Source organism: Syntrophomonas sp. UBA5494 (assembly GCF_002426325.1).
Genome location: NZ_DIPG01000049.1, coordinates 21709 through 29476, shown reverse-complemented (window position 1 = coordinate 29476; position 7768 = coordinate 21709). Strand labels below are relative to the sequence as shown.

Here is a 7768-nt window from a genome sequence, read left to right as displayed (position 1 = left end):
CCAAATCGGCCGCCAAACTCATAGAGGCTATTGAAAGGAGCAAAAAGCAGCCCTTGTTCCGTTTGCTGACGGCGCTTGGCATTCGTCATATCGGCCCCAAGAGCGCCAAAATCCTTACCAGGCATTACGGCAATTTGGACCAGTATTATCATTTGAGTGAAGCCGAGTTAATACAAATCCCGGAAATTGGAGCGAAGATCGCGGAGAGCGTTACCGGTTTTTTTGCCGAGCCGCGCAACTGTCAAACCGTAGAAAAACTCAAATCCGCCGGCTTAAATATCATCGAGGATAAACCGCTTCAGGGGCCTCTGCCATTGCTGGGAAAGAGTTTTGTGCTGACCGGCTCACTGGTTTCGTTCACTCGCAGCCAGGCTACGCAAATCATCGAGGAACTAGGGGGAAGAGTTTCTTCCAGCGTGAGTAAGAAAACTGACTATGTTGTGGTGGGAGAGGACCCCGGCAGCAAATACGATAAAGCACAGCAGTTAGGAATCACTTTGCTTGATGAAACTGCGTTTGCGGGTTTAATGGAAGAGCACCAACAGTTATTAGCGAAAAAATAGTATCTGTGCTCAACCCATACATATAATGTATAATAATCTCGTGGTTTATGAAGATCAATGAGGTTTAACATATGGGCATACGAATTGTGGCTGACAGCTGCTGTGATCTCCCTGCAGAGATCATAAAAGATTTTAATATCGGCATAGTACAGCTCCTGGTGCGATTTGGCGAAAGGGTCTATCAGCCTGGAGAGATCAGCAACAATGATTTTTACCGGCTCATGGAGGCGTCTCCGATCTTGCCGTCCACAACCCAGCCTGCCCTGGAAGAATTGACCCGCGTCTATACAGAGGCATTAAGTGATGGATCTCAAGTTCTGGCGATTCATTTTTCATCTGGCATATCCGGTACCTTTCAGGGGGCTCAAGTAGCTCAGAAAATGCTTGACAACCCGAATCTGACTGTCTTCGACTCGCGCAAAGCCTCAGTGGGATGCGGTTTGATGGTTTTGGAGGCCGCCCGCATGGCCCAAATCGGCCATGACCTGCAGACCATACTGGAGCGCTTGGAGGAGATGCGGCAGCACCTGCAGTGCCTCTTCACGGTGGGGAATATGGAATACCTTATAAAGGGCGGCCGCATATCCCGCAGTAAAGGGACTCTGGCCAATATTCTCGATATCAAACCGATTTTACATTTTGACCGGGATGGCTACATCATGCCTTTGAATAAAGCCCGGGGGCATAAATCGGCTATGCGCAAATTACTGGATATCATGGAGAATCAGGGCGCTGATCTATCTCAACAAACGGTGGGATTGAGTCATGCCAACAGCCCGGAAAGCGCTGAATATTTGCAGCGGAATATTCTGACCCGGTTCAAGCCGCGTGAGCTGATAGTCGGAGAAATAGGCCCGGTCATCGGCGCCCATGTAGGTCAGGGTACATATGCCATATTTTTTGAGTCTTGAGGAAGACCACGACCGCTCTCCCTCAACGGGGGAGTTTTTTTTGGCCATCTTTCAGGTCAAAGCTCCATTTTTAGGGCTGGGTGTAAGCAACCGGCAGCGGAATATATATTTATTCGTGGGGGTTATAACAGATGCTGGGAACCTTGATTAATGCTTTGGCTATCGTTTTAGGCGGGCTTTTGGGATTATTGTTCCGCAAGGGTATCCCGGAGAATTTCAATCGAACCATTCAGGATGGGCTGGGGATGGTGGTAGTAGCGATCGGCCTGCAATATGCCCTCAAGGCCGATCATTGGGCTGTCCTGGGCAGCAGTTTGGCTCTCGGTGCGGTGATAGGCGAATGGCAGCAATGGGAACAACGCCTGCAAATATGGGGCGATAAGGTGCAGCAAGTCTTCCGGGCCGAAGGCAATCGATTTGTAGAGGGTTTTATTGCCGCCAGTCTGCTCTTTTGCGTGGGGGCTATGGGGATAGTGGGAGCGCTTGAAGACGGGTTGACCGGCAATTACGATGTGTTGAGCGTAAAGGCGTTACTGGACGGCATTTTTGCACTGGTTTTCAGCGCCAACTACGGGGCCGGGGTGGTATTTTCATTCCTGCCCGTTCTGATATATCAAGGCACTATCAGTATTGGCGCGGTATGGCTTCAGCCCGTTCTGACGCCTTTGATGATGAACACCATCACCTCCCTGGGGGGACTGATCATAACTGCCTTGGGACTTAATATCATCGGCGTTACCAGGATTCGCATCGCCAACCTCTTGCCTGCGCTGCTGCTGGCGCCGATTATGGTTGGGCTCATGGGGATGGCTGGAAAATAAGGGTAGGCATGTTGTATTGGTGTTTAGTGACCTGAAATTGATATAATGATATAATATGATGAAAAAAATTTGACCTGTAAGCGAGGAAAACAGAATGGCTCTAACTATTGCAGAGGTTGAACATGTGGCATTACTGGCGCGTCTCAGCTTGAGCCAGATGGAAAAGGAACAACTTGCCGAGCAGCTGGGAGCAATCCTGGAGTATGCTGATCGCCTCAAGAAGCTCGATACTGAGAATATAGAACCATTGGACCATATCCTGCCGGTATCCAACGTATTTCGCGAGGATGCGGTCAAAAGCAGTCCCGACCGGGAAGAGATGCTGGCCAACGCCCCTATGGCAGAAGATGGGCAATATAAAGTGCCCAAGATTATTTAAAGGGGTGATAAGGTGCAGCTTTGTGATTTAACAATTCATCAATTGAAAACCCGCCTGGAAAAAAAAGAAATCACTTCCGAAGAGATTTTGGACTCCTGTCTGGGGCGAATTAAGGAAGTCGAACCTGATGTGCGGGCATTTATTACTCTTCTGGAGGATAATGCCCGGAACAGCGCCCGTCTTGTCGACAAACAGGGTAATTACCGGGGCCTGTCAGGGATTCCCTATGGCTTAAAAGATATATTCTGCACCCGCGGGGTATTAACCACCTGCGCTTCCAGGATTTTGGAAAATTTTGTGCCCAATTACGATGCAACCGTGGCTGGACGCCTGATTGAAGCCGGCGGCATTATGGTGGGTAAGCTGAATATGGACGAGTTTGCCATGGGCTCTTCCACAGAACAATCAGCCTTTTTCCCCACCCACAACCCCTGGGACCACAGCAGGGTGCCGGGGGGGTCGTCAGGGGGATCTGCTGCCGCAGTAGCGGCGGGTGAAATCCCCTTCAGCCTGGGGACTGACACCGGAGGCTCTATCCGCCAACCCGCATCCTACTGTGGGGTGGTCGGGTTGAAACCGACCTATGGCCGGGTTTCCCGCTGGGGGGTAATCGCCTATGCTTCATCACTTGATCAGGTGGGGGTTTTTACCCGCGATGTAGCCGACTGTGCTCTGGTGCTGCAAACCATTGCCGGACATGACCCCCTGGATTCGACCAGTGTCGATATAGCGGTTCCTGATTACGCGGAGAGTTTGCAAAATGATATCAAGGGCCTGAAGATCGCCTATCCCCGCGAATATTTCCAGCAAGGGGTCAATGATGAGGTGAAGTCGGCCGTAGTGCAGGCCTTAAAAACCTATGAGTCCCTGGGGGCGGTCATAGACGAAGTCTCCTTGCCCCACAGCGAATATGCCTTGCCGGCCTATTATCTGGTGGCCACCGCTGAGGCCAGCGCCAATTTGGCCAGGTATGACGGGGTCAGGTATGGGTTGCGGGATTTCTCAGCGGAGAATGTGGTGGACATGTTCTCCCAAAGCCGGGCTCTGGGATTCGGGTCCGATGTCAAACGCCGCATCATGTTGGGGACCTATGCGCTGAGTTCGGGTTATTACGATGCCTACTACCTTAAAGCTTTAAAGGTTCGCCGCCTTTTGAAGAATGACTTCGACAGAGTGTTTGAGGATTTCGATGTAATAGCGGCTCCAACCGCTCCTACCGTGGCTTTTAAACTGGGAGAACAGACCGGAGACCCATTGACGCTATATATGAATGATATTCTGACCGTTCCCATTAATATGGCCGGTTTACCGGGAATGTCAATTCCCTGCGGCTTCGCCGGGGGGATGCCGGTAGGCATGCAGTTGATCGGCAAGCCCTTTGATGAAGGAACTATCATTAAGGCGGCGTATGCGTTTGAACAGGCTACCAGCTTCCATTTGGCCAGACCCGGTTTGGGGGTGAAATAGTGGAAAAGTACGATTACGAGATTGTTATAGGTTTGGAAGTTCATGTGGAACTGAAAACCAAAACCAAGATATTCTGCGCTTGCTCGAACAGCTTCGGAGCCGAGCCGAACACCAATGTATGCCCGGTTTGCTCAGGCTTTCCCGGCATGCTTCCGGTATTGAACCAGCAAGTAGTGGACTACGCCATTCGGGCCGGCTTGGCCTTGAATTGTGAAATTTCTCCCTATAGCAAGTTTGACCGCAAGAATTACTTCTATCCGGATCTGCCCAAGGCTTATCAAATCTCGCAATTTGATCTGCCCATTTGCCTCAACGGTTATCTGGACATTTATGTTGAGGGCCGGACCAAGCGGATCGGTATTGTCCGGGCGCACATGGAAGAGGATGCCGGCAAATTAGTGCATCAGGGCAGCATCACTCAGACCGCCTTCTCACTGGTGGACTTGAACCGCTCCGGGGTCCCATTGTTGGAGATAGTATCCCAGCCTGATATGAGAAGCGCCGCAGAAGCCCGGGAATATTTGGAAAAGCTGCGCTCCACCATGCTGTTTGCGGGGGTATCCGATTGCAAGATGCAGGAAGGGTCTCTGCGCTGCGACGCCAATGTCTCGGTAAGGCCCTGGGGCGAGGCGAAACTGGGGACCAGAACCGAAATTAAGAATCTCAACTCTTTTCGGGCTCTGGAAAAGGCTATAGAATATGAAGCCCGGAGGCAGATGGATGCCCTGGATGACGGTGAGCTCATCGTGCAGGAAACCCGCACCTGGGATGAGGAGAAACAGGTCACGCGCTCCATGCGCAGCAAGGAAGAGGCCCATGACTATCGATATTTCCCGGAGCCGGACCTGCCGCCTCTGATGATCAGCCCAGAATGGGTGGAGAGTATTGCCCGGGAGATGCCGGAACTGCCTCATCAGGCCCAGCAGAGATTGATGGATGAATATGGGCTGCCGCCTTATGACGTGGCCATTTTAACCTCAACTCCGGAATACCTGGCTTACTTTGACCAGTGCGTAGTTGATTTTTCCCAGCCCAAAGCCGTAGCCAACTGGATGATGGGCGAGTTAAACAAATATCTTAACCAGAGCAATATGGAGATTTCAGCTTGCCTGGTTCAGCCCGGTCATTTGGCAGCCCTGTTGAAAATGGTTGATGAAGGTACTATTAGCGGTAAAATGGCCAAAGACATATTTGCTGAAATGTTTGCCAGCGGAAATGAACCGCAGGGAATTGTCAAGGAAAAAGGCCTGGCTCAGATATCGGATCAAGATACCTTGATTGCTATGATAGAAGAGGTTTTAAAGGCCAATCCCAAAGTGGTTGAAGACTACCTGGGCGGCAAGCAAAAAGCGGCCGGGTTTTTAGTAGGGCAGGTTATGAAGGCCACCAAAGGCCAGGCCAATCCCACCCTGGTGAATCAATTAATTGATAAGTGTTTGTCGGCCCAATAGTGTAATAGATAGACCAATATTCAAGTGATGGGGAAACCTGACCCTGAAAGGGTAAGAGAGGAGTGAATCTTATATGGATATAGACAGAGGCCGAGAATGGTTTATGGATGAAAACGCTAAAATCAGCATCGTAGATACTACCCTGCGCGATGGGGAGCAAACCGCAGGGGTAGTCTTTGCCAACGCGGAGAAGGTAAGAATTGCCAAGTTTCTTGACAGTGTTGGGATTGATCAAATTGAAGCCGGTATACCGGTTATGGGCGGTTTCGAAAAGGAGTGCATCAAACAGATTGTCAGCCTGGGGCTCAAAGCCAGCGTTATGGCCTGGAATCGGGCGGTGATCTCCGACATCAAGGAATCCATCTGCTGCGGCGTTGACGCTGTAGCTATATCTATTTCTACATCCGACATCCATATCGAACACAAACTGCAGACTACCCGGCAGGATGTGTTAAACCGCATGCAGCAGGCCTGCGAATTTGCTAAAGACCAAGGCATGTACGTCTCGGTTAATGCTGAAGATGCCTCCAGGTCCAATCCGGAATTCTTGACCGAATTTGCCCTGGTGGCCAAACATGCCGGGGCTGACCGCTTAAGGTTCTGCGACACCGTGGGTATACTGACCCCGCTGACCACCTATCGCTATATTAAGACCCTGATCGATGCGGTAGGCATCGATGTGGAAATGCACACTCATAATGATTTCGGTATGGCGACTGCCAATGCCCTGTCGGGTGTCTATGCCGGGGCTAAGTATGTGGGGGTTACCATAAATGGTTTGGGAGAACGGGCGGGCAACACCTGCCTGCAGGAAATGATTATGGTTTTAAAGTACCTCATAGGCATGAAATTGCCTTACAACACCACCATCTTCAGGGAAGTGGCGGAATATGTAGCCCGGGCTTCAGGAAGGATATTGCCGGTCAATAAACCCATAGTAGGGCGCAACATATTTTTCCATGAATCCGGAATTCACGGTGACGGGGTTCTCAAGAATCCCCTTACCTACGAGGTGTTTTCACCGGAAGAGGTCGGTTTAGAGCGGCAGATCGTCATCGGCAAGCATTCCGGATCAGCCGCGGTGGCCTCCAAATTTACGAAAGAATATGGCATTGAACTTTCCAAAAAAGAAGCCGAGGAATTATTGGGAAAGGTGCGCCAGATGGCCATCGATCTCAAGAGATCATTGTTTGACAAAGAATTGATGTACATCTATGAAGACTATATCAAAGGAAGAGGGGACCGCTTTGGGCAAGACAATAGCTGAGAAGATTCTGTCGTTAAAGAGCGGCCAGGATGCCAGAGCCAATGATATCGTGGTGGCTGACCTGGACTTCATAATGGGGCAGGATGGCACTTCACCGCTGGCCATTCAGGCCTTTCAGGAAATGGAAGCCAAAAAGGTGTTTGACCCGGCAAAGATCGCTATGGTCATTGACCACAGTGCTCCCAGCCCTTTACAGGGGGTGTCGGAACTGCATGATCAGATGCGCCGGTTCGCCGATCAGCAGGGTATTTTCCTTTATGACATCGGAGAAGGCGTATGCCATCAGCTGGTGCCGGAGCAGGGCCATGTGGTTTCAGGCGACCTGGTTATTGGAGCTGATTCACATACCTGCACTTACGGGGCTATCAACGCCTTTTCCACCGGAGTCGGATCAACCGACCTGGCGGCCGGCTTAATTTCCGGGAAGTTGTGGTTTAAGGTCCCCGAAACCTTCAAATTCGTGGTTAATGGTACTTTGCCTCCCGGGGTTTACTCTAAAGACTTGATACTCCATCTGATTGGAGATGTGACTGCAGATGGCGCTACCTATATGGCTGCCGAATATGTCGGCCCGGCCATTGACGCCCTATCCGTCGAAGCCCGTTTCACCATCAGCAATATGGCCATTGAAATGGGCGCCAAGGTGGGCCTGATGGAAGCTGATGACAAAACCCGGGCCTGGGTCGAAGAACATGGCAAACGCCCCTTCGCTCCGGTGAAGGCCGATCCCGACGCAGTTTACGCCCAGGTCAAGGAATACGATGTTTCCAATCTGGAGCCCCAGGTTGCCAAACCGCATACCGTCGACAATGTCTCCCCGATCACTGAAGTAGCGGGAACACCCATTCAGCAAGGGGTTATCGGCACTTGCACCAACGGGCGCATTGAGGATCTGCGCATTGCCGCAGC

8 protein-coding genes are annotated in these 7768 nt (G+C 51.1%); all 8 read left to right on the top strand.

The genetic code is table 11. The features are described 5' to 3' along the window. Positions 1 to 563: helix-hairpin-helix domain-containing protein (locus B3W37_RS05760; RefSeq protein ID WP_483175032.1), on the top strand; the 563-nt coding region annotated here is incomplete at its 5' end. A 71-nt stretch (positions 564 to 634) separates the two neighbouring features. Continuing rightward, complete coding sequence (locus B3W37_RS05755; protein WP_483171499.1) at positions 635 to 1474, top strand: DegV family protein; 840 nt, start codon at positions 635 to 637, stop codon at positions 1472 to 1474. A gap of 131 nt (positions 1475 to 1605) precedes the next feature. Continuing rightward, positions 1606 to 2295: a DUF554 domain-containing protein gene (locus tag B3W37_RS05750; protein ID WP_483171500.1), complete on the top strand. Its 690-nt coding sequence runs from the start codon at positions 1606 to 1608 to the stop codon at positions 2293 to 2295. Between the two features lie 94 nt (positions 2296 to 2389). Continuing rightward, positions 2390 to 2674, top strand: coding sequence for an Asp-tRNA(Asn)/Glu-tRNA(Gln) amidotransferase subunit GatC (gene gatC / locus B3W37_RS05745; RefSeq protein WP_483171501.1), 285 nt, complete (start codon positions 2390 to 2392; stop codon positions 2672 to 2674). Positions 2675 to 2686: 12 nt separating this feature from the next. Next, positions 2687 to 4141: an Asp-tRNA(Asn)/Glu-tRNA(Gln) amidotransferase subunit GatA gene (gene gatA / locus B3W37_RS05740; RefSeq protein ID WP_483175031.1), complete on the top strand. Its 1455-nt coding sequence runs from the start codon at positions 2687 to 2689 to the stop codon at positions 4139 to 4141. Continuing rightward, complete coding sequence (gene gatB, locus B3W37_RS05735) at positions 4141 to 5592, top strand: Asp-tRNA(Asn)/Glu-tRNA(Gln) amidotransferase subunit GatB (RefSeq protein ID WP_483171503.1); 1452 nt, start codon at positions 4141 to 4143, stop codon at positions 5590 to 5592. Before gatA ends, gatB begins: the two co-directional genes overlap by 1 nt. Positions 5593 to 5665: 73 nt before the next feature. Further along, the gene (gene nifV, locus B3W37_RS05730) at positions 5666 to 6859 is read left to right on the top strand and encodes a homocitrate synthase (protein WP_483171504.1); all 1194 of its coding nucleotides are present in this window, start codon (positions 5666 to 5668) and stop codon (positions 6857 to 6859) included. Continuing rightward, on the top strand, positions 6840 to 7768 hold a 929-nt coding region (locus B3W37_RS05725), incomplete at its 3' end, for an aconitase/3-isopropylmalate dehydratase large subunit family protein (protein ID WP_483175030.1). The genes nifV and B3W37_RS05725, both read left to right, overlap by 20 nt.

Bases quoted from the DNA above. Each gene is read 5' to 3' on its own strand.
- B3W37_RS05755 (WP_483171499.1), top strand. From the start codon at position 635: ATGGGCATACGAATTGTGGCTGACAGCTGCTGTGATCTCCCTGCAGAG.
- B3W37_RS05750 (WP_483171500.1), top strand. From the start codon at position 1,606: ATGCTGGGAACCTTGATTAATGCTTTGGCTATCGTTTTAGGCGGGCTT.
- gatC (WP_483171501.1), top strand. From the start codon at position 2,390: ATGGCTCTAACTATTGCAGAGGTTGAACATGTGGCATTACTGGCGCGT.
- nifV (WP_483171504.1), top strand. From the start codon at position 5,666: ATGGATATAGACAGAGGCCGAGAATGGTTTATGGATGAAAACGCTAAA.